The organism is Microbacterium sp. sgz311019 (genome assembly GCF_056135325.1).
In genome coordinates this window covers 144,237-162,752 of sequence record NZ_JBWAXO010000007.1, presented here as the reverse complement: position 1 = coordinate 162,752, position 18,516 = coordinate 144,237, and the positions used below count along the sequence as shown (strand labels likewise).

Sequence of the window (18,516 nt, the reverse complement as noted above, 5' to 3'; positions counted from 1 at the left end):
TTGTGTGTTTCTCCTTGATGGTTGGTCTGGAAGTCAGCCGCGCAGGACGCGCTCGGTGATGCTCTTGCCGCCACGGCCGATGGCGAGCAGCCCCGACTGGGCGAGCTCCTTGATGCCGAACGGCTCGAGAGCGCGCAGCAGGGCGTCCACCTTGCCCTTGTCGCCCGTCACCTCGACGACCACGGCGTCCGACGCGTAATCGACCACCGAGGCGCGGAACAGGTTCACGACCTCGAGCACGTTCGAGCGGTTGCTGTTGTCGGCACGCACCTTCACGAGCATGTGCTCGCGCTGCACGGATGCGACGGGGTCGAGCTCGACGATCTTGATGACGTTGATCAGCTTGTTGAGCTGCTTCGTCACCTGCTCGAGCGGCAGCTCGTCGACGTCGACCACGACCGTGATCCGAGACAGCCCCGGCACCTCCGTGACACCCACGGCGAGCGACTCGATGTTGAAGCCGCGACGGGCGAACAGGCCCGCGACGCGGGTCAGCAGACCCGGCTTGTCCTCGACGAGGAGGCTCAGCACATGACTCGTCACGGATCAGTCCTCCATCTCGTTGAACGCGGGCGAGTGGTCGAGCGCGTACTGGACGTAGCTGTTGCTGACCCCCTGCGGCACCATCGGCCACACCATGGCGTCGGCGCTCACGACGAAGTCGATCACGACCGGACGATCGTTCGTCTCGAGAGCGAGCTTGATCGCCGCATCGACGTCCTCCTCCTTCTCGACGCGGATGGCGAGGCATCCGTACGCCTCCGCGAGCTTGACGAAGTCGGGGATGCGGACGGTGCCGTGGCCCGTGTTGAGGTCGGTGTTGGAATGGCGACCGTCATAGAACAGCGTCTGCCACTGGCGCACCATGCCGAGCGACGAGTTGTTGATGATCGCGACCTTGATCGGGATGTCGTTGATCGTGCAGGTGGCGAGCTCCTGATTGGTCATCTGGAAGCAGCCGTCGCCGTCGATCGCCCACACCACGCGGTCGGGCTCTGCGACCTTCGCGCCCATCGCGGCGGGCACCGCGTAACCCATCGTGCCAGCGCCGCCGGAGTTGAGCCATGCGTTGGGGCGCTCGTACTTGATGAACTGCGCGGCCCACATCTGGTGCTGCCCGACACCGGCGGCGTAGACGCCTTCGGGGCCGGTCAGCTCGCCGATGCGCTTGATGACGTACTGCGGCGACATGAGGCCGTCGCTCGGCTGGGTGTAGCCCAGCGGGAACTCGTCGCGCAGCCCGTCCAGGTACGACCACCACTCCGAGATGTCGGGCGCCTTTCCGTCCGACACGCCGCGGAAGGCGGCCTCGAGGTCGATGAGCACCTCGCGCAGATCGCCCACGATGGGCACGTCCGCCGTGCGGATCTTCGAGATCTCGGCGGGGTCGATGTCCACGTGCACGACCTGGGCGTTCGGGGCGAACAGCGACGCCTTGCCGGTGACCCGGTCGTCGAACCGAGCGCCGAGCGCGACGATCAGGTCGGACTCCTGCAGCGCGAGCACCGCGGGCACCGTGCCGTGCATGCCAGGCATGCCCAGGTGCTGCGTGTGCGAGTCCGGGAAGGCGCCGCGGGCCATGAGCGTCGTCACGACCGGCGCACCGGTCGTCTCGGCCAGGGCGAGGAGCTCCGCTGCCGCCCGCGCGCGGACCACGCCGCCCCCGACGTACAGCACGGGCTTCTTCGACTCTGCCAGCAGCTGCGCCGCCGCCTGGATCTGCTTGCCGTGGGCCTTCGTCACCGGACGATAGCCCGGGAGGTCGATCTTCGGGGGCCAGATGAAGGGCGCCTCGGCCTGCTGGGCATCCTTCGTGATGTCCACCAGCACCGGACCCGGGCGACCGGTCCCCGCGATCTCGAACGCCGCCGCGATGGCGCCGGGGATGTCCTCGGCGCGCTTGACCAGGAACGAGTGCTTCGTGATCGGCATCGTGATGCCCACGATGTCGGCCTCCTGGAAGGCATCCGTCCCCATGAGCGTGGAGAACACCTGGCCGGTGATGCAGACGATCGGAACGGAGTCCATGTAGGCGTCCGCGATCGCGGTCACGAGGTTCGTCGCGCCCGGGCCGGAGGTCGCGATCGCGACGCCCGTCTTGCCCGAGGCGGCCGCGTAGCCCTGGGCGGCGTGGCCGGCGCCCTGCTCGTGGCGGACGAGGATGTGGCGGACCGACTCCGCATCCATGAGCGGGTCGTACACCGGCATGATGGCGCCGCCGGGCAGGCCGAAGACGTCGGTGATGCCGAGGAGCTCGAGCGAGCGGACGACGGCCTCCGCGCCGGACAGCACCGGCGCGGTGGCAGGACGGGCGGGCGGCCGTGGGATGGCCGGGACGGTTTCTGCAGGCATGCGGATCACCTTCGTGCGAGACGGATGGAGAGTGAGGCCTAGCCCGTGACCGCGCCTTCTGCGGCGGAACGCACGAGCTTCGAGTACTTGGCCAGGACGCCACGGGTATAGCGCGGAGGGATGGGCTCCCAGCCCTCACGGCGGGAGCTCAGCTCTGCCTCATCGACGAGTAGGTCGAGAGTGCGAGCCGCGATATCGACCCGTATCAGATCACCATCGCGCACGAGAGCGACAGGACCAGCGTCCACCGCCTCGGGTGCTATGTGGCCGATGCACAGGCCGGTTGTGCCGCCGGAGAATCGACCGTCCGTCAAGAGTAGTACATCTTTGCCGAGGCCAGCGCCCTTGATGGCCGCCGTGATCGCCAGCATCTCGCGCATCCCGGGACCGCCCTTGGGCCCCTCGTAGCGGATGACGACGACGTCGCCGCCCGCGATCTCGCCGGCCTCGAGGGCGTCCATCGCGCCGCGCTCCCGCTCGAAGACGCGGGCCGGGCCCTCGAAGACCGCGGCGTCGAAGCCCGCCGTCTTCACGACGGCGCCGTCGGGTGCGAGCGATCCGCGCAGGATCGTCAGACCGCCGGTGGCGTGGATGGGGTTGTCGAACGTGTGGATCACCTCGCCGTCGATCGGACCCGGGTTCAGCACCGCGAGGTTCTCGGCGAGCGTCTTGCCGGTGACGGTCAGGGCGTCGCCGTGGAGCAGACCCTCGTCGAGCATCGCCTTCATGATCACCGGGATGCCGCCGTGGCGGTCGACGTCGTTCATGACGTACTTGCCGAAGGGCTTCATGTCCGCCACGTGCGGCACCTTGTCGCCGATGCGGTTGAAGTCGTGCAGGCTCAGCTCGACGTCGGCCTCCTTGGCGATGGCGAGCAGGTGCAGGACGACGTTGGTGGAGCCGCCGAGCGCCATGGCCAAGGCGATCGCGTTCTCGAACGCCTCGGGTGTCAGGATGTCGCGCGTCGTGATGCCCTGACGCAGCAGGTTGACGACGGCCTCACCGGAGCGGTGCGCGAAGTAGTCGCGGCGGCGGTCCGCCGAGGGCGGGGCCGCCGAGCCCGGCAGCGAGAGGCCGAGCGCCTCGGCGACGGAGGCCATGGTGTTGGCGGTGTACATGCCGCCGCAGGCGCCCTCCCCCGGGGCGAAGGAGCACTCGATGCGCTTGAGGTCCTCCTCGCTCATGCGACCGGCCAGGCACGCGCCCACGCCCTCGAACGAGTCGACGATCGTGATGTCCTTCTCGGTGCCGTCGGAGAGCTTCACCCAGCCCGGCGCGATCGAGCCGGCGTAGAGGAACACGCTCGACAGGTCGAGGCGGGCGCTGGCCATCAGCATCCCCGGGATCGACTTGTCGCAGCCGGCGAGGAGCACCGTCCCGTCGAGGCGCTCTGCCATGACGACGGTCTCGACGGAGTCGGCGATGACCTCACGCGAGACGAGGGAGAAGTGCATGCCCTCGTGGCCCATCGAGATGCCGTCCGAGACGGAGATCGTGCCGAACTGCAGCGGGTAGCCGCCGCCGGCGTGGACGCCCTCCTTGGCGCCCTGCGCGAGCCGATCGAGGCTCAGGTTGCACGGGGTGATCTCGTTCCAGCTGGACGCGATGCCGATCTGGGGCTTGTCCCAGTCCTCGTCGCCCATGCCGACGCCGCGGAGCATTCCTCGGGAGGTCGTGGCCTCGATTCCGTGCGTGACAACGCGGCTGCGGGGTTTCATGTCGATGGAGTTGTCGGGCTGAGCCATTCTGCGATTCTAGGGCCGCGCGGCGGATCGCCTCCCCGGGCGGTTCCTATCCCAGGAGAAGAGCCCGCCGATCCGCGAGACGGAGGAGGAGCGCCGCCAGAGCCGCGATGTCGGGGACGCTCACCGCAGCCGCGGTGCGGCGGTCGCCGACATGGATGCCGAGGTCCTCCGGCCGCAGGCTCTCCAGCGCGTCCTCGTCCGTCACGTCGTCGCCGGCGAAGACCACGGCGGTCGCGTCGACGAGTTCGCGGAGCTGCGCGACGGCGCCGTCCTTGCCCTCGTGTCGGAACGAGAACTCGAGGATGTCGTGCCCGCTGCGGCGACGCCACCGGGGGGCGGCGGCCCTGACCATCGGCTCGACGATCTCCCGCGCCGTCTGCGCGGTCGCGGCATCCGCGCGCCGGGTGTGCACGCCGAGCCCGAACGTCTTGGGCTCGATCCAGACGCCCGACAAGTCCGCCGTCGCGGCCTCGGCGCGCGCCTGCAGATCATCGCGCAGCCGGATGTCGGCGGGGTCATCGGGCGTGGCCCTCCGGCCCTCCCCCGGCACCCAGACCTCGGCGCCGTGCGAGCCCGCCAACAGCAGCGGCGAGTCGTCGTCGTGCTCGGCGATGATCCGCAGATCGGGGATGCTGCGCCCCGACACGAGCGCGACGATCGTCGCCGGCGCCGCCGTCAGCGCCACCACCGCATCGCGTGCGACGGGCAGCATGCGGGCCGTCATCGGATCGTCGACGAGCGGCGAGAGCGTGCCGTCGAAGTCGAGGGCCACCAGCAGCCGCGACGTGGCCGCGACAGCGTCCAGCAGACCGTCGACGTCGGACGGCGACATCCTCAGCTCCCCTGCCATCGCTTCGAGGCGGCCAGGGTCGCCAGGAACGCCCGCGACCAGTCCGTGACCGTGTGCTCGCGCACACGGCGGCGCAGGGCCCGCATCCGTCGCCCCTGTTCGGCGGGCGACATCTCGACGGCGGCGATGATGGCCTCCTTGACGCCGTCGATGTCGTGCGGGTTGATGCGGATGGCGCTGCCGAGCTCGTCGGCGGCTCCCGCGAACTCGCTGAGGATCAGCACGCCGCGGTTGTCGTTGCGCGAGGCCACGTACTCCTTGGCGACGAGGTTCATCCCGTCGCGGAGGGCGGTCACGAGCATGACGTCGGCGGCGAGGAACAGGGCCACCATCTCCTCGCGCGGGTAGGCCTGGTGCAGGTACCGGATGGCGGTGTGGTCCATCGTGTCGAAGTCGCCGTTGATGCGGCCGACCATGAGCTCGATCTCGTCTCGCAGCTGCACGTACGCCTCGACCCGCTCCCGGCTGGGGCTGGCGACCTGCACGAGGGTGACGTCCTCGACAGCCAGGCGTCCGTCCTCGAGCAGCTCCCCGAAGGCCTTCAGCCGATGCCGTATGCCCTTCGTGTAGTCCAGGCGGTCGACACCGAGGAGGATCTTGCGCGGGTTGCCGAGACTCTCCCGGATCTCCGCCGCCCGCGCGCGCACCTCGGGCGTCTGCGCCAGATCGCTGTAGGACTGCGCATCGATCGAGATCGGGAACGCCTTGGCGAGGGCGACACGGGTCGTGCCGTCGGGATTCGGGACATGGATGCCGCTCGCCCGCGTCACGTACCGCAGCTGGCGTCGGACGGCCCGGGCGAAATTGCCGGCGTCGGCCACGCGCTGGAAGCCGATCACGTCGGCGCCGAGCAGGCCCTCGAGCACCTGGCGGCGCCACGGTAGCTGCGAGAAGAGCCCGTATGCCGGGAAGGGAATGTGGTGGAAATAGCCGATCGTGAGGTCGGGACGCGCATCGCGGAGCATCTGCGGCACGAGCTGCAGCTGATAGTCCTGCACCCACACCGTGGCGCCCTCGGCGGCGATGTCGGCCGCCGCCTCGGCGAACCGCCGGTTGACGCGCACGTACGCGTCCCACCACACGCGGCGATAGCGCGGAGCGGCGATGACATCGTGGTAGAGCGGCCAGAACGTGTCGTTCGACATGCCCTCGTAGTACAGCTCGACCTCTTCGGCGGACAGCGTGATCGGCACCAGCATCGTGCCCTCGAACACGAACGGCTCGACATCGATGCCGGCCTGCCCCGGCCATCCGACCCACGCGCCCTCGGACTCGTGCATCACCGGCTCCATCGCGGTCACAAGACCGCCGGGAGATCGGCGCCACCCCCCGTCCGTGTCGCGGTCGACCGGCAGCCTGTTGGCCACGATCACGAACTCCGCTCGATCCACGGCGCCTCCCGTCCTCGGCTTGTCCCTACGCTAACAGGCGCCTTAACCTTGCTCTCATGCGCAGGTACATCTTCGGCACGGGCATCATCGGAGCGGTGACGACAGGACTCGAGATGCTGCGCGAGATGCGGGAAGGCCAGCCGTTCACGTGGCGCACCGCCCTGATCTGGCTCAGCTGGGGCATCACGGTCGCCCTCGCCATCGGCGCGATCGTCGACCGCCGTCACGAGGTCGTCGCCGAGAGGATCGCACGCGGCGAGCGCTGATCCCCGGCCTTCGCCCCGCGGGAGATCGGCGTCAGAGCTCGATCTCGTAGTGCACGAAGCCGGTCTCCGTCGCGACCGTGTCGTACAGCCGGCGGGCAGTCGCATTGGACTCCTGGGTGAGCCAGTAGACCTTCGCGCAGCCGTTCTGCTTCGCCCACTCCACGACGTGCGCGATGAGCGCGCGACCGGTGCCCGCCCCGCGCGTGTCGGGGGCGACGAAGAGGTCCTCGAGGTAGCAGTACGGCGTTTGCGCCCATGTCGAGGGGTGCGGAAGCCAGTTCACGAAGCCGATCGCACGTCCGTCGTCGTCCCGGGCGATCGCGCCCCGCATCCCGTCGCCTGCGACGAGGCGAGCGAACGTCGCCTCGGTGACCTCGTGGGTCAGCTCGCTCTCGTAGAACGTCAGGTAGCCCTGCCACAGCGGCAGCCAGTCGTCGTGGTCGGCGGAGCTCAGCGGTGCGATCTGCATGGCACGACCGTACCGCTGCGGTCCGACGTCGGGACGCCCTATCGCGTCAGGATGAGGGCGTCGCCCTGGCCGCCACCGCCGCACAGGGCCACGGCGGCCGTGCCGCGCCCGCGGCGCACCAGCTCGTGCACCATGTGGACGACGAGGCGGTTGCCGGATGCGCCGATCGGGTGGCCGATCGCGATGCCGCCGCCGTGGATGTTCACGATGTCGCTGGACAGGCCCAGCTCGCGCTGCGAGCGCGCGACGACGGCTCCGAAGGCCTCGTTGATCTCGACGACGTCGAGATCCGCGGGCGTGATGCCCTGTTTCGCGCAGGCCTGCTCGATCGCTCGGGCGGGCTGGGCGTGCAGGGAGTTGTCGGGGCCGGCGACCTGGCCGGAGGCGCCGACGACCGCGAGCACCTTCCATCCGTTCTCGTCCGCATGCGAGCGCGAGGTGAGCACGACGGCCGAGGCGCCGTCCGAGATCTGCGATGAGTTGCCGGCGGTGATCGAGCCGCCCTCGGCGAAGGCGGGGCGAAGCTTCGACAGCGAGTCGACCGTCGTGTCGGGGCGCACGCCCTCGTCGGCGCTGACCACGATGGGTTCCCCGCGCCGCTGCGGGATCTCCACATCCACGATCTCGTCCGCGAAGACGCCGGCCGCCTGGGCCGCCGCGGCCCGCTGGTGCGACAGGGCGGCGACGGAGTCCTGGTCCTCCCGCGAGACCTCGTAGGTCGGGTTCAGCCGCTCGGTCGAGGCGCCCATGCTCTCCCGGTCGTAGGCGTCGGTGAGCCCGTCGTACGCCATGTGGTCGAGCACCTCGATGGTGCCGTACGACCAGCCGTCGCGCGAGCCCATGAGCAGGTGCGGAGCGCGGGTCATCGACTCCATGCCCGCGGCCACGACGACCTTGGCGTCGCCGAGGCGGATCATGCGCGCCCCGTCGATGATCGCTGTGAGCCCCGACAGGCAGACCTTGTTGACGGATGCCGCGGGCACATCCCATCCGATCCCCGCGCCGATCGCGGCCTGGCGCGCCGGGTTCTGACCCGCCCCCGCGGGCAGCACCTGACCGACCAGCACCTGGTCGACGGCCTCGGCGGGGATGCCGCCCTGTGCGAGCGCGCCCCTGATGGCCGCGCTGCCGAGCTGCACGGCCGTGAGCGGGGCGAGCTGGCCCTTCAGCCGGCCCTGCGGGGTGCGGGCCGCTGCGACGATGACGACGTCGTCCATGTTCATGAATCCATTCTCCTGCTGATGTTCGGGGGCGGCTCGGCCGCGGGATGGGGCGGTCAGCCGATGCGGAGGGTGCTCAGCCGCGCAGGGCGTCCGGCACGATGAGACGGGGCTGGGTCGCGGCCACGACCTCGTCCGCGGTGACCCCGGGCGCGAGCTCGACGAGCACGAGGCCCTCGGGCGTCACATCGATGACGGCGAGGTCGGTGATGATGCGGTGGACGACACCCCGGCCGGTGAGCGGGAGGGAACAGGCATCCACGATCTTGGGGCTGCCGTCCTTCGCGACGTGCTCCATCAGCACGATGACGCGACCCGCGCCATGGACGAGGTCCATCGCACCGCCCGGGCCCTTGACCATCTTGCCGGGGATCATCCAGTTCGCCAGGTCGCCGTCTGCCGAGACCTGCATCGCGCCGAGGATCGCGGCATCGATCTTGCCGCCGCGGATCATGCCGAAACTCAGCGCCGAGTCGAAGAACGCGGACCCCGGGAGGGTCGTGACGGTCTCCTTGCCGGCATTGATGAGGTCGGGGTCGACGTGCGCCTCGTCCGGGTAGGGACCGACGCCGAGGATGCCGTTCTCGGACTGCAGCACGACCGTCACGCCCTCGGGGACGTAGTTCGGTACGAGCGTCGGCAAGCCGATGCCGAGGTTGACGTAGGAGCCGTCGGAGAGCTCGCGCGCGGCGCGCGCGGCCATCTCGGTGCGGGTGAGGGCCATGCTCACACTCCTTCCGGCGCGGCCGCGACAGTGCGCCGCTCGATGCGCTTCTCGATGTCGGGCCCGACTTCGACGATCCGGTGCACGTACACGCCGGGAAGATGGATGCTGTCCGGGTCGAGCTCGCCCGGCTCGACGAGCCGCTCCACCTGCGCGATGCACACGCGCCCGGCCATCGCCGCGAGCGGGTTGAAGTTGCGGGCCGCCTTGTTGAACACGAGGTTTCCGTGGCGGTCGCCTGCGAGGGCGTGGACGAGCGAGAAGTCCGTGGTGATCGCCTCTTCGAGGACGAACTCCCTCTCCTGTCCGCGCACGAGGAACGGACGGACATCCTTGGGGGGCGAGGCGACGGCGACCGTGCCGTCCGGCGCATAGCGGCGGGGCAGACCGCCCTCGGCCACCTGGGTGCCGACACCGGTCTGCGTGTAGAAGGCCGCGATGCCGGAGCCGCCGGCGCGCAGCTTCTCGGCGAGCGTGCCCTGGGGCGTCAGCTCGAGCTCGAGATCGCCCTCCAGGAACTGCCGCTCGAACTCCTTGTTCTCCCCCACGTACGACGAGGTCATCTTGCGGATGCGGCCGGCAGCGAGCAGCACCCCCAAGCCCCAGTCGTCGACTCCGCAGTTGTTGCTGACGACGCTGAGCCCTGTGGTGCCCTGCGCGAGCAGCGCCTCGATGAGGAGCATCGGATTGCCGGACAGCCCGAACCCGCCGACCGCAAGGGTCGCGTCATCGGGAATGTCGGCGACCGCCTCCGCGGCACTCGCCACCTGCTTGTCGATCATGCTGCTCCCTCGCATCGGCCCGCCGTCCCGGCGACTGCGGAACTCCACGGATGCGCCGCATCCCGCGGCTGAACCCGCCATCGTCGACGCCGACTCGCACGAAATCGTGGAGTTCCGCAGACGATCCTGCACCTGCCCGGGAGCGGCGTGCGCGCCTGTGCTTGCCATGTGGATGGCGTCGTCGATATCGTCCACATCGTGGACACGCAGCGAACGATCCCCGGCGCGCAGTCCATCGCGCGCGCCGCATCCATCCTCCGTCTCGTCACCGCAGCGGGCGAGTCGGGCGTCACGACGGCCGACCTCGCAGTGCGCTCCGAGCTGACCCGCCCGACGGCGCACCGGCTGCTCACGGCGCTCCGCCGCGAGGGACTCGTCGACCAGGACGAGCACAGCGGACGATGGATGCCGGGCCCCGAGCTGTACCTCATGGGCACGGTCGCGGCATCCCGCTACGACATCACCGAGATCGCCCGCGACATCGTCCGCTCGCTCGCCGTGCGTACCGAGGAGAGCGCGTTCCTGTCGGTGCGGCGCGGGGACGAGACCGTGTGCCTCATGCGGGAGGAGGGCAGCTTCCCGATCCGCTCGTTCGTGCTCGCCGAGGGGGTGCGGTTCCCGCTCGGCGTCGCCTCCGCAGGCCTCGCCATCCTGTCGTTCCTCCCCCGTCACGATGTGGACGCCTATTTCGAGCGGCATCCCGAGCTTGCGACGCGCTGGGGCTCCGCACATGCGGAGCGCCGGTTGCGCACCCGGCTGCGCGAGACGCAGGAGCGCGGCTACGCGCTGAATCCCGGGCTGATCGTCGAGGGCTCCTACGGACTCGGGGCGGCCGTGTTCACCCGGGAGGGCCACCCGCAGTGGGCCCTCAGCCTCACCGGCGTCGAGTTCCGCTTCGGGCCCGATCGCCTGCCCGAACTCGGGCGCACCCTGCTCGCCCACGCGCACCAGCTGACGTCGCGCATCGCCTCCCGCGGTCGCTGATCAGCGACTGATGCATACCTTAGGTATATACTTTTGGTATGCGTAAAGCCGATGACATCCTCGCGATCGTCAGCGCCGCGAACGCGCTGACCCGCATCGCGGCAGTCCAGACGCACAACGACGCCCCCGCCGCGCAGTGGCGGGCGCTGAAGATCCTGCAGCACGAGGGGCCTCAGCGCATCGGCGCTCTCGCCGCGTACAGCCGCACGACCCAGCCCGGCATGACCCGCCTCGTCGGCCAGATGGTCGACGAAGGGCTCGTCACCCGTGGGGCCGACCCCGACGATTCGCGCGCCACGGTGGTGGGCATCACCGAGGACGGCATCCGCGCCTTCGCCGCGTGGAAGGTCCAACTCGCCGACGCACTCGAGCCGCTGTTCACCGATCTCGGCGACGACGACTGGGCCGTGCTCTCCCGCGCGGCCGCCATCCTCACATCCCGCACCGCACCCGTGGAGGCCACCACCCGATGAGCGCACACGCACCCGCATCCGCATCCCCCTGGCGTCAGCCGGCCCAAGTCTGGGCCGTCGCGTTCGCGTGCGTCGTCGCGTTCATGGGCATCGGCCTCGTCGACCCGATCCTGCCCGCCATCGCCTCCTCGCTGCAGGCGACGCCCGTGCAGACCGAGCTCCTCTTCACGAGCTACCTCATGGTGACTGGGCTCGCGATGCTCGTCACGAGCTGGATCTCCAGCCGCATCGGCGCGAAGGCGACCCTCCTCGTGGGTCTCGCGCTCATCGTCGTCTTCGCCCTGCTCTGCGCCCTGAGCGGCAGCGTGAACGTCATCATCGGCTTCCGCGCCGGATGGGGTCTCGGCAACGCGCTGTTCATCTCCACCGCCCTCGCGACGATCGTCGGTGCCGCTTCGGGCGGCAGCGGAGCGGCCATCGTCCTCTACGAGGCCGCACTCGGTCTCGGCATCGCCATCGGCCCCCTCCTCGGCGGCCTGCTCGGCGAGGTGAGCTGGCGCGGACCCTTCTTCGGTGTCGTCGTGCTCATGTCGATCGCCTTCGTCGCGGTCGCAGTGCTCCTGCGCGGGCCGTTCGAGAGGCGTCAGCCCGTCCCGTTCAGCGCGCCCTTCACGGCTCTGCGCATTCCTGCACTCGCCGTGCTCGCCGTCGTCGCGCTGTTCTACAACATCGGGTTCTTCGTCCTCCTCGCCTTCTCGCCCTTCCCGCTCGGATTCAGCGCGATGGGCATCGGCCTGACGTTCTTCGGCTGGGGCGTCGCACTCGCCATCACGAGCGTCTGGGTCGCGCCGCTGCTGCTTCGCCGCTGGCGGCGGACCACTGTCATGGTCGTCATCCTGCCGCTTCTTGCAATCGACCTCGTGGTGGCCGGCATCCTCGTCGCGAGCCAGCTCGCGCTCGTCGTCTGCATCATCGTCGGCGGCATGCTCCTCGGCATCATGAACACGGTGCTCACCGAGTCGGTCATGGAGTCGACCGACCTGCCGCGCTCGGTCGCCTCCTCGTCGTACTCGGCGGTGCGCTTCCTCGGCGGTGCGGCCGCCCCGCCCATCGCCGCGGCCCTGTGGCACGCCTTCGGGCCCACGGTTCCGTACCTCTTCGCCGGAGCATCCGTGCTCGTCGCGACCGTCACGCTCGTGATCGGCCGCCGCGCGCTCAGCCGCATCGACGAGCACGAGGCCGATCTCGAGGAGACCGGCGCAGCCGTCCTCGTCGGCGACGCCGCCTGAGCACGGCGCGCCCGCGGGAGGCCTGCATCCACGGGGATGCGGGCGTCTCGCCGTCCGGTCGGCTCTGCACGCCCGCGCGGACTGAGAGACTTGACCCATGCGCACGACGATCGAGACGATCCGCCGGTCATACGAGAACGGTGAGCGGTTCGCGATGGTCACCGCCTACGACTACACGAGCGCGCGTCTGGTCGATCGCAGCAGCGTGCCCCTGATCCTCGTGGGCGATTCCCTCGGCATGGTCGTGCAGGGCAACGACAGCACCGTCCCGGTCACGCTCGACGACATGATCTACCACACGCGCATGGTCACCCGCGGGAGCGCGGGTGCACTCGTCGTCGGCGACCTGCCGTTCGGGACGACGGCGATCCCGGACGACGCGGTGCGCGCAGCCGTGCGCCTCATGCGCGAGGGCGGATGCCAGTCGGTCAAGCTCGAAGGCGGCGCACCGGTCGCCCCGCTCGTCCGCCGGCTCGTCGACGTCGGCATCCCCGTCATGGGTCACATCGGCTACACGCCGCAGTCCGTGAACGCCCTCGGCACGCGCGTCCAGGGCCGTGACGTGGCCAATGCCCGCCGCATCCTGCTCGATGCGCGCGCGATCCAGGATGCGGGCGCCTGGGCCGTCGTCCTGGAACTCGTGCCCGCCCCGCTCGCGGCCGCGATCACCGAGATCCTCGACATCCCGACGATCGGCATCGGCGCCGGAGCGGGATGCAGCGGCCAGGTGCAGGTCTGGCACGATCTGCTCGGCCTCTACGACGACTTCGTCCCGCGCCACGCGCGCCGCTTCCGCACGCTCGGCGACGAGACGGCGGCCGCGCTCGACGAGTACGCGGCCGCCGTGTCCGACGGCTCGTTCCCGGCGGCGGAGAACAGCAGCACGATGGATGCCGGCATCCTCGCCCGTGCCCTCGAGGACATCGAGTGACGGTCGCCGTGCCGACCGTCGCCCTGGTGACCGGCGCGCGCACCGGCATCGGCTTGGCCACCGCCCGGCTCCTCGCGCAGCGCGGCGCACACGTGCTCGTCGGCGGGCGGGAGGCCGCGACCCTCGAGCCGGTCGTCGACGGGCTACGCTCGGACGGCCTCGCGGCCGATGCCTTCGTCGCCGACGTGAGCGATCCCGACGCCCTCGCCGCGGCGTTCGCCCGCGCGGCCGACGACGACCTGGTGCCGCGCATCCTCGTCAACAACGTGGGCGCGCGCGATCGCCGCGGCGTCCGCGACATGGACACCGCGGGCTTCGCGGCCCTCGTGCAGGCCGACCTCGTCTCCACCTACGACGTCGTGCGCGGCTACCTCGCCGCGCACGGCGCACGGCGCGGAGGGTCGATCGTGAACGTGTCGTCGATCGCCGCCTCGATCGGTCGCGCCGGCGACGTCGCCTACGCCGCGGCGAAGGCGGGCATCGAGGGCATGACGCGATCGCTCGCCGCGGAGCTCGGACCCGACGGCTACCGCGTGAACGCGGTGGCTCCCGGCACCATCGCGACCGAGGCGAACGACGAGCTCATGACCGACGCGCGCATGAGCGAGGTCGTGCGCACCCGCACGTCCCTCGGGCGCTGGGGCCGGCCCGATGAGGTCGCGGCACTCATCGCATTCCTGGCGTCGGACGAGGCGTCCTTCATCACGGGCCAGACCGTCGCAGTCGACGGCGGGCTGACGACGCTCTTCTGATTCAGGCGAGCGGTGCGTTGTCGATGAGCCGCACGGGACCGACGCGCGCCGCCACAATTGCGAGGGCGCCCGATTCGACCTCGGAAAGCGGCTCGAAGGTCGACGGATCGACGATCGCCCAGTACTCGATCACCGCGCCGGCCTCGCGCAGGATGCGTCGGGCCTCCCCCTCCAGGAGCCCGGTGTCGCGCTCCCCCGCGGCGACGAGGTCGTGGGCGCGCCGCAGGCTGCGGCTGAGCGCCAGCGCGGCGTCGCGGTCGTCGGCGCCGAGCCGCGCGTTGCGGCTCGAGAGTGCGAGGCCGTCGGCGTCGCGGACGGTGGGCAGCGCGGTGATCTCGGTGGGCAGGTTGAGGTCTGCGGCGAGCCGGCGGACGACCGCGACCTGCTGCGCATCCTTCTGCCCGAAGTAGGCAGCCTCGGCCCCGACCGAGACCAGCAGCTTCGTGACGACGAGCGCGACGCCGTCGAAGTGGGAGGCGCCGCGCGTGGCGCCCTCCCAGCGCTCGCTCACACCGCCGACGTGGACGGAGGTGGCGAAGCCGGCGGGGTACATCTCCCCCGCGCTCGGGACGAACAGCAGCGTTGCGCCGGCGGCCTGCGCGAGCTCGACATCGCGGTGCTCCGTGCGGGGGTAGGCGGCGAGATCCGCCGCATCGTTGAACTGCGTCGGGTTCACGAAGATCGAGACGACGACCTCGTCACTGTCCTCCGCGGCCGCGCGGATGAGAGCGAGATGGCCCTCGTGGAGGGCACCCATCGTGGGGACCAGCCCGATCCGGCGCCCCGCGCGGCGGGCCGCGCCGAGGTGCTCGCGCAGCTCGGAGACGGTCCGCACAACGAGAGAACGGCCCCGCGCAGCGGGACCGTTCTCTGTCATGTGCACCCCCTGGGACTCGAACCCAGAACCCACTGATTAAGAGTCAGTTGCTCTGCCGATTGAGCTAGAGGTGCTCGATTCGCGCGAAGCGAACCGAGAGACAACATTACCGGATGATCCACCTGTTGACGAAATCGCGGGGAGCCCGGGCGTGCCGGGGATGCTCAGCCTTCCCACCTACGATGGAGACGTGACCTCCCCCCTCACGCCGCCCTCTGCGGCCGCGCCCGCGGTGGGCCCGACCGGCACCGATCTGCGCGACGATCTCGCTCTCGCGCTCCGTCTCGCCGATGCCGCGGATGCGGTCTCCATGATGCGGTTCGACAGTCCCGACCTCGACGTGCGCACCAAGGCCGACGCGACGCACGTGACCGAGGCCGACCTCGCGACCGAGCGCGCCATCCGCGGGATCCTCGCCGCAGAGCGCCCCGGCGACGGCATCTTCGGCGAGGAGTTCGGCGCCGAGGGCTCGACGGAGCGCCAGTGGATCATCGATCCGATCGACGGCACCGCCAACTACCTCAAGGGCATCCCCATGTGGGCGACGCTCATCTCGCTGGCCGTCGACGGCGTTCCGCGTGTCGGGGTCGTCAGCCAGCCCGCCATCGGCCGCCGCTGGTGGGCGGCGACGGGTCTCGGCGCGTGGACGAACGGGGCGCAGCCGGATGCCGGCCCCCGACGACTCTCGGTCTCCGCCGTCGACCGCCTCGACCGGGCGAGCGTGAGCTTCCAGAGCATTGCGCAGTGGGACGGCGCCGGCCGCCTCGACGAGCTCCTGCGGCTCACGCGCGCGGTCTGGCGCGACCGCGGCTACGGCGACGCGTGGCCGTACATGCTGCTCGCGGAGGGTCGCCTCGAGTTCGTCGCCGAGTTCGATGTGAAGGAGTACGACATCGCCGCGCACGTCCCCATCGTGACCGAGGCCGGCGGCCGCTTCACCGCGTTCGACGGCTCGGACTCGATCGCCGCGCGCTCGTCGCTCGCGACCAATGGCGTCCTGCACGACGCATTCCTCGACCTTCTGCACGGCGCACCCGCTGGCACCCCCGCTCCGGGAGCAGGCGCGTGACGCGCGGGATGCGGCAGCTGGCCGCCCTCGCCGTCGCGGCCGCCGCGGCATCCGTCCTCGTCGCATGCGCGCCCACCGCACCCTCCTCGTCACCCAAGAGCACCTCGCGAGCCGACTCGACGGTCGCGCCCAGCGCACCGGCGCCGTCGGGCAAGCCGACGCCGGCCGGCCCGCCGACGTGCGAGGGCATCATCCCCTCGACCACCGTGCAGGCGTTCAAGAAGGTCGGCTGGTCCTCGCAGGAGGAGCCGTTCCAGATCGTCGACCAGCAGCTCTCCGGCGGCATCGAATGCCGCTGGGCCGACTTCTCGGTCGCGAGCGACAATCTGCAGATCTTCGGCTGGGCGCCCATCACCAAGGCGCAGGCCCAGTCCGCGCGCGACGCGCTCGTCGCGTCCGGCTGGCACGTGATCGACGGGACGACCGACGGCACCTACATCACGGAGGACAAGTCGACGGCGGTCTCCACCGACGACCAGGGCTACGGCATGACCTACCTCTTCGGCAACGGCTGGGTCAAGGTCGCCGACACCAAGCAGGGCCTGCTGCTGGTCGACTGGCCGCAGTCCTGAGCTGAAGCCCACGCACGACGAGCCCGCACCGATTCACGCGAATCGGATGCGGGCTCGTCCCACGTGTACGGCTCGCGCGTGACGGGTGCGGTCAGAGGACCTTCGAGAGGAACGCCTTGGTCCGCTCGTGCTGCGGGTTCGCGAGCACCTCGCGCGGATCGCCCTCCTCGACGACGACTCCCCCGTCCATGAAGACGAGCTTGTCGGCGACTTCGCGGGCGAAGCCCATCTCGTGGGTGACGACGATCATCGTCATGCCGCTCGCCGCGAGGCCCTTCATGACGTCGAGCACCTCGCCCACGAGCTCGGGGTCGAGTGCCGAGGTCGGCTCGTCGAACAGCATGAGCTTCGGATCCATCGCCAGCGCGCGGGCAATGGCGACCCGCTGCTGCTGGCCGCCGGAGAGGTGCGCCGGGTAGTAGTCGGCGCGCTCGCTCAGACCGACGCGTGCCAGCAGCTCCATCGCCCTCGCTCGTGCCTCCGCCTTGGGCACGCCTTTCACGCGCACCGGCGCCTCCATGACGTTCTCCAACGCCGTCATGTGCGGGAACAGGTTGAAGCGCTGGAACACCATGCCGATGTCGCGGCGCTGCTTGGCGGCATCCTTCGGCTTCAGCTCGTAGAGCTTGTCGCCCTGCTCGCGGTAGCCGACCAGCTTGCCGTCGACGGCGAGCCGGCCGGCGTTGACCTGCTCGAGGTGGTTGATGCAGCGCAGGAACGTCGACTTGCCGGAGCCCGAGGGACCGACCAGGCACAACACCTCGCCGGGCATGACCTCGAGCGAGATCGACTTCAGGACTTCGTGGGAGCCGTAGCTCTTCGAGACGCCCTCGGCGAGCACCATCGGGGTCGTTTCAGCCATGCGATGCCCCCTGATCGTTCGCCTTCATCGTCTGCACGGCCTCCGTGATCGCGCCCGGGTTCGCCGCGGGCATGGGCCGGCGCTCGCCGACTCCGCGCGAGAACCGCTTCTCCAGGTAGTACTGGCCGATCATCAGGATCGAGGTCACCAGCAGGTACCACGCCGACGCGACGATGAGCAGCGGCACAGGTGTGAACGTCACCGCCGAGATGTCGCGCGCGACGCCGTACAGATCGGTGGTCAGCGGGATGGCGGCCACCAGCGACGTGGTCTTCAGCATCGAGATGACCTCGTTGCCGGTCGGCGGGATGATGACCCGCATCGACTGCGGGATGACGACGCGGCGCATGGTCTGGCCCCACGACATGCCGAGGGCGGTCGCCGCCTCCTCCTGGCCCTGATCGACCGAGAGCAGGCCGGCCCGCACGATCTCCGCCATGTACGCGGCCTCGTTGAGCGACAGGCCGATCACGGCGATGAGGAACAGGTTCTGCAGGAAGCCCATGTCGACCGTGAACCCGATGTCGGTGAGCGGGATGCCGAGGCGGAGGTTCTTGTAGATCACGGCGGCGAGGCCCCAGAACACCAGCTGCACGTAGACCGGCGTGCCGCGGAAGATCCAGAGGTAGACCCAGGCGATGTACTTGACGACGGGGTTCGGCGACAGACGCATGACCGCGAGGACGAGACCGAGCAGGATGCCGGCGATCATCGAGAGCACGGTCAGCTCGAGGGTGACGAGCGCGGCAGCACTGATGCGCTTGTCGAAGACGTACTTGAGGACGTACGGCCAGCCGTACGCCTCCCGCTGCAGCGCGTCGGCGATGAAGGCGGCGAGCAGGAGGATGAGGATGACGGCGAAGACGATGCGCCACGGGTGCCGCAGCTTGATGGCCTTGATCGGCGCGGAGCGCGCCGGCTCCGGCGCCGGGGTGGTCCCCGACGCCGGAGCGGACGTGGTCGACATG

The 18,516-nt window shown here is 70.2% G+C and carries 20 protein-coding genes and 1 tRNA gene; 8 read left to right on the top strand and 13 right to left on the bottom strand.

Annotated elements, in window-relative coordinates; translation table 11 throughout:
* Positions 1-33: 33 nt before the first annotated feature.
* The 5 genes from ilvN to AC0NZN_RS12940 are packed head-to-tail and all read right to left on the bottom strand — an operon-like array spanning position 34 to position 6,338.
* On the bottom strand, positions 34-543 hold the full coding sequence (gene ilvN, locus AC0NZN_RS12960; protein WP_320941068.1) for an acetolactate synthase small subunit: 510 nt from the start codon (positions 541-543) through the stop codon (positions 34-36).
* Between the two features lie 3 nt (positions 544-546).
* Positions 547-2,352 (bottom strand): acetolactate synthase large subunit, encoded by a 1,806-nt coding sequence (locus tag AC0NZN_RS12955; protein WP_474592715.1) that lies wholly within the window; start codon positions 2,350-2,352, stop codon positions 547-549.
* Positions 2,353-2,390: 38 nt separating this feature from the next.
* The gene (gene ilvD / locus AC0NZN_RS12950; RefSeq protein WP_474592714.1) at positions 2,391-4,097 is read right to left on the bottom strand and encodes a dihydroxy-acid dehydratase; all 1,707 of its coding nucleotides are present in this window, start codon (positions 4,095-4,097) and stop codon (positions 2,391-2,393) included.
* A 46-nt stretch (positions 4,098-4,143) separates the two neighbouring features.
* A complete protein-coding gene (gene otsB, locus AC0NZN_RS12945; protein WP_474592713.1) occupies positions 4,144-4,929 on the bottom strand; it encodes a trehalose-phosphatase in 786 nt (261 codons plus the stop codon).
* A gap of 2 nt (positions 4,930-4,931) precedes the next feature.
* Positions 4,932-6,338, bottom strand: a complete 1,407-nt coding sequence (locus AC0NZN_RS12940) for an alpha,alpha-trehalose-phosphate synthase (UDP-forming) (protein WP_474592712.1) — start codon at positions 6,336-6,338, stop codon at positions 4,932-4,934.
* A gap of 56 nt (positions 6,339-6,394) precedes the next feature.
* Here AC0NZN_RS12940 and AC0NZN_RS12935 point away from each other — a divergent pair, with 56 nt between their 5' ends.
* On the top strand, positions 6,395-6,604 hold the full coding sequence (locus AC0NZN_RS12935; RefSeq protein WP_474592711.1) for a hypothetical protein: 210 nt from the start codon (positions 6,395-6,397) through the stop codon (positions 6,602-6,604).
* A 31-nt stretch (positions 6,605-6,635) separates the two neighbouring features.
* On the opposite strand, the gene AC0NZN_RS12930 is transcribed toward AC0NZN_RS12935, so the two are convergent.
* The 4 genes from AC0NZN_RS12930 to AC0NZN_RS12915 all read right to left on the bottom strand — a co-directional run bounded on the left by AC0NZN_RS12930 (position 6,636) and on the right by AC0NZN_RS12915 (position 9,799).
* Complete coding sequence (locus AC0NZN_RS12930; RefSeq protein ID WP_474592710.1) at positions 6,636-7,073, bottom strand: N-acetyltransferase family protein; 438 nt, start codon at positions 7,071-7,073, stop codon at positions 6,636-6,638.
* A 38-nt stretch (positions 7,074-7,111) separates the two neighbouring features.
* The gene (locus tag AC0NZN_RS12925; protein WP_474592709.1) at positions 7,112-8,296 is read right to left on the bottom strand and encodes an acetyl-CoA C-acetyltransferase; all 1,185 of its coding nucleotides are present in this window, start codon (positions 8,294-8,296) and stop codon (positions 7,112-7,114) included.
* A gap of 73 nt (positions 8,297-8,369) precedes the next feature.
* Positions 8,370-9,017: a 3-oxoacid CoA-transferase subunit B gene (locus AC0NZN_RS12920; protein WP_474592708.1), complete on the bottom strand. Its 648-nt coding sequence runs from the start codon at positions 9,015-9,017 to the stop codon at positions 8,370-8,372.
* 2 nt (positions 9,018-9,019) lie between these two features.
* Complete coding sequence (locus tag AC0NZN_RS12915; RefSeq protein ID WP_474592707.1) at positions 9,020-9,799, bottom strand: CoA transferase subunit A; 780 nt, start codon at positions 9,797-9,799, stop codon at positions 9,020-9,022.
* Between the two features lie 198 nt (positions 9,800-9,997).
* Here AC0NZN_RS12915 and AC0NZN_RS12910 point away from each other — a divergent pair, with 198 nt between their 5' ends.
* The 5 genes from AC0NZN_RS12910 to AC0NZN_RS12890 all read left to right on the top strand — a co-directional run bounded on the left by AC0NZN_RS12910 (position 9,998) and on the right by AC0NZN_RS12890 (position 14,168).
* Positions 9,998-10,783, top strand: coding sequence for an IclR family transcriptional regulator (locus tag AC0NZN_RS12910; RefSeq protein WP_474592706.1), 786 nt, complete (start codon positions 9,998-10,000; stop codon positions 10,781-10,783).
* 38 nt (positions 10,784-10,821) lie between these two features.
* Positions 10,822-11,256 (top strand): MarR family winged helix-turn-helix transcriptional regulator, encoded by a 435-nt coding sequence (locus AC0NZN_RS12905; RefSeq protein WP_474592705.1) that lies wholly within the window; start codon positions 10,822-10,824, stop codon positions 11,254-11,256.
* Complete coding sequence (locus AC0NZN_RS12900) at positions 11,253-12,485, top strand: MFS transporter (RefSeq protein WP_474592704.1); 1,233 nt, start codon at positions 11,253-11,255, stop codon at positions 12,483-12,485. Before AC0NZN_RS12905 ends, AC0NZN_RS12900 begins: the two co-directional genes overlap by 4 nt.
* A 97-nt stretch (positions 12,486-12,582) precedes the next feature.
* Entirely contained in the window at positions 12,583-13,416 is an 834-nt protein-coding gene (gene panB / locus AC0NZN_RS12895) for a 3-methyl-2-oxobutanoate hydroxymethyltransferase (RefSeq protein ID WP_474592703.1), read from the top strand.
* A complete protein-coding gene (locus tag AC0NZN_RS12890; protein ID WP_474592702.1) occupies positions 13,413-14,168 on the top strand; it encodes an SDR family oxidoreductase in 756 nt (251 codons plus the stop codon). The genes panB and AC0NZN_RS12890 overlap by 4 nt, the downstream gene beginning before the upstream one ends.
* Before the next feature lies 1 nt (position 14,169).
* On the opposite strand, the gene panC is transcribed toward AC0NZN_RS12890, so the two are convergent.
* Positions 14,170-15,045 carry a pantoate--beta-alanine ligase gene (gene panC, locus AC0NZN_RS12885; RefSeq protein ID WP_474592701.1) on the bottom strand — a complete coding sequence of 292 codons (876 nt, stop codon included), beginning with the start codon at positions 15,043-15,045 and terminating at the stop codon, positions 14,170-14,172.
* 1 nt (position 15,046) lies between these two features.
* A tRNA-Lys gene (locus AC0NZN_RS12880) sits at positions 15,047-15,119 on the bottom strand.
* 116 nt (positions 15,120-15,235) lie between these two features.
* On the opposite strand from AC0NZN_RS12880, the gene AC0NZN_RS12875 reads away from it, so the two are divergent.
* Both AC0NZN_RS12875 and AC0NZN_RS12870 read left to right on the top strand, forming a co-directional pair.
* Entirely contained in the window at positions 15,236-16,114 is an 879-nt protein-coding gene (locus AC0NZN_RS12875) for an inositol monophosphatase family protein (RefSeq protein WP_474592700.1), read from the top strand.
* Positions 16,111-16,686: a hypothetical protein gene (locus tag AC0NZN_RS12870; RefSeq protein ID WP_474592699.1), complete on the top strand. Its 576-nt coding sequence runs from the start codon at positions 16,111-16,113 to the stop codon at positions 16,684-16,686. Before AC0NZN_RS12875 ends, AC0NZN_RS12870 begins: the two co-directional genes overlap by 4 nt.
* A gap of 91 nt (positions 16,687-16,777) precedes the next feature.
* Here the strand turns inward: AC0NZN_RS12870 and AC0NZN_RS12865 are convergent, their stop codons facing one another.
* Entirely contained in the window at positions 16,778-17,548 is a 771-nt protein-coding gene (locus AC0NZN_RS12865) for an amino acid ABC transporter ATP-binding protein (RefSeq protein ID WP_474592698.1), read from the bottom strand.
* Positions 17,541-18,515: an amino acid ABC transporter permease gene (locus tag AC0NZN_RS12860; RefSeq protein WP_474592697.1), complete on the bottom strand. Its 975-nt coding sequence runs from the start codon at positions 18,513-18,515 to the stop codon at positions 17,541-17,543. Before AC0NZN_RS12860 ends, AC0NZN_RS12865 begins: the two co-directional genes overlap by 8 nt.
* Position 18,516: the final 1 nt, after the last annotated feature.